Source organism: Intestinibacter sp. (genome assembly GCF_051866655.1).
In the GTDB taxonomy this organism is placed as follows: domain Bacteria; phylum Bacillota; class Clostridia; order Peptostreptococcales; family Peptostreptococcaceae; genus Intestinibacter.
On record NZ_JBJDXL010000528.1, the window covers coordinates 1 to 2,219 of the forward strand.

2 protein-coding genes are annotated in these 2,219 nt (G+C 32.0%); both read left to right on the forward strand.

The window, feature by feature from the left end; genetic code table 11:
* The first annotated feature begins 139 nt into the window (after window positions 1-139).
* On the forward strand, window positions 140-772 hold the full coding sequence (locus ACI3VO_RS15850; RefSeq protein ID WP_439758845.1) for a hypothetical protein: 633 nt from the start codon (window positions 140-142) through the stop codon (window positions 770-772).
* The gene (locus tag ACI3VO_RS15855) at window positions 759-1,640 is read left to right on the forward strand and encodes an FAD-dependent thymidylate synthase (RefSeq protein WP_439758846.1); all 882 of its coding nucleotides are present in this window, start codon (window positions 759-761) and stop codon (window positions 1,638-1,640) included. Before ACI3VO_RS15850 ends, ACI3VO_RS15855 begins: the two co-directional genes overlap by 14 nt.
* Window positions 1,641-2,219 lie beyond the last annotated feature (579 nt).

Below are 2,219 nucleotides of genomic sequence, written 5' to 3' on the forward strand. Positions count from 1 at the left end.
AGCAATCTTCCGGAATAGATGGAGTTTATAAGCAAATAGAACTAGTTGGAAGAACTATTAACGTATGTTAATAATCTTCTAATTTATTTGGAAGATTTCCCTCTACTTTATAAATTTGTATAAAAAAGCTTGTATTTATATGAAGGAAATAAAGGAATGTAGTATATGTGGGAGCATCACCAAAGTATGTAATAGTCCTATAGGACCACTATGTGGAAAACATTATTGCCAATACAAAAGACATGGTAAAATCCTAGAGAGAACTAAATTAGACCCTAATGAGATTATAATAAAAGAAGGTTATGCTGCTATTATACTATATAATAATAAATCAGAACCTATAGCAGAGGCTTTAATTGATATTGAAGATATTAGTAAGGTTAAAGGCTTTAAGTGGTGTAAAGATAAAAACAACTATGTGAAAAATTCAAATCAAGAATATTTACATAGAGTTGTTATGGAAGAATCCGAGTTATTCGTTGACCATATTAATGGTAATAAATTGGATAATAGAAAGTCTAATCTAAGAATTTGTTGCAACGCCGATAATCTTAAGAATAGAGTAAAACTTCCCAGTAACAATACCTCTGGAATATTAGGTGTTAGGTATAGAGCCGATAGAAATAAATGGTATGCGGAAATTCAGGTTAATAAACAGAAAATAAATCTTGGTAGTTACACTGAAAGAGAAGATGCCATAAAAGCTCGACTAGAAGCAGAGATTAAATACTTTGGAAAATATAAATCTCAAGTGTTAAATGAATCTAATTAAACCTAATTTCGAAATTTTAGAGCAGAAGCCAGGTATAGATGGTATTTATAAAATTATAGAGTCAGCAGGAAGAACTTGCTACCGTTCTGAAGATAAAATAACAGAGGATTCAGCTAAAGCATTTGTAGATAGAATGATTAAGTCAGGTCATGGTGCTATGTTGGAACATGGTACTGTATATTTATCAATAGATTGCTCTGGAAGATTATTAGATATAGCAAATAAGTATGTTAATGATAAATACTCTAAAGTATCTCTACATGAAGATGGAATCCATTATTGCATTACTACAAACTATAGAGTTTTAGTAGAAAATAACTGGCTCGTCGACTTGAAGTACCTTTGTGAACCTACAGAGTTCCATGAGAAAAGAATTACTGTAAGGTTTATCTGTGATAGAGGAGTTTCCCATGAATTTGTAAGACACAGAGTATTCAGTTTTGCTCAAGAAAGTACCCGTTATTGTAACTACAGTAAGAATAAGTTTGGTAATGAACTCACTTTTATTATCCCAAATTGGTTTAATAAATATATGGATGAGGATTATTCTAATTTTAATACCTCTAATTGGAATATTGGACTCGATATAGCTGATGCAGAGACTAACTGGCTATATGCTATGATGTATTCTGAGAAAGCATATGTTAGCAGCATCAATAATGGTATGAAACCACAGCAAGCAAGAGCAGTATTACCTAATTCATTGAAAACAGAATTGGTAATGACTGGTTTTGTTTCTGATTGGGAGCATTTCTTCGAGCTAAGGGCGTTGGGAACTACTGGAGCCCCTCATCCACAAGCTAAGGAATTAGCTGAACCTTTAATGAAGGAATTTGAAAGAAGAGGCTTACTATGTATTACACAATAATTGGAACTTGGAATGACAGGTATCAAATTTTCACTATATGAGTAGATGGATGAGAAGACTCTAGAACAATAGACAAGTATGATAATTATGATAGAAAACTATAAATCTTTATGTATATACTTGATAACAAAATCTATGCAGAATACAGTAATATTCCAGAAAGTATATTGAGTAAAACAAATTCTACTCTCTACTGGATCGACGATGGAGAAGATCTTTCTAGTAAAATTCCTTATAGCGGAAAGCAGTTAGATGGACGAGAATATGTAAATGGAAAGATACAAGAGAACGTATGGATTATTGGGCATCCCATATTAGAATCCCCCCTCCCATCCTGTCTATATTACTATTTCTCGATTACCTGGAACAATAGACTACGAATTTGATTCATCCAGCAAGAAGCAAGCAAAAGAAAAAGCTTTAAAATACCTAGAGGAATTAAAGAAGGTATCTGGAGCTTATGCCTCTAACGCTGACATATATTGCCGACTCAAAGGAACTAATTCTTTCAAGATAAACAGAAAATAAATTATGAAAAGTTTTTATGTTATAGTTTACGATATTAATCGTAAAACTTTT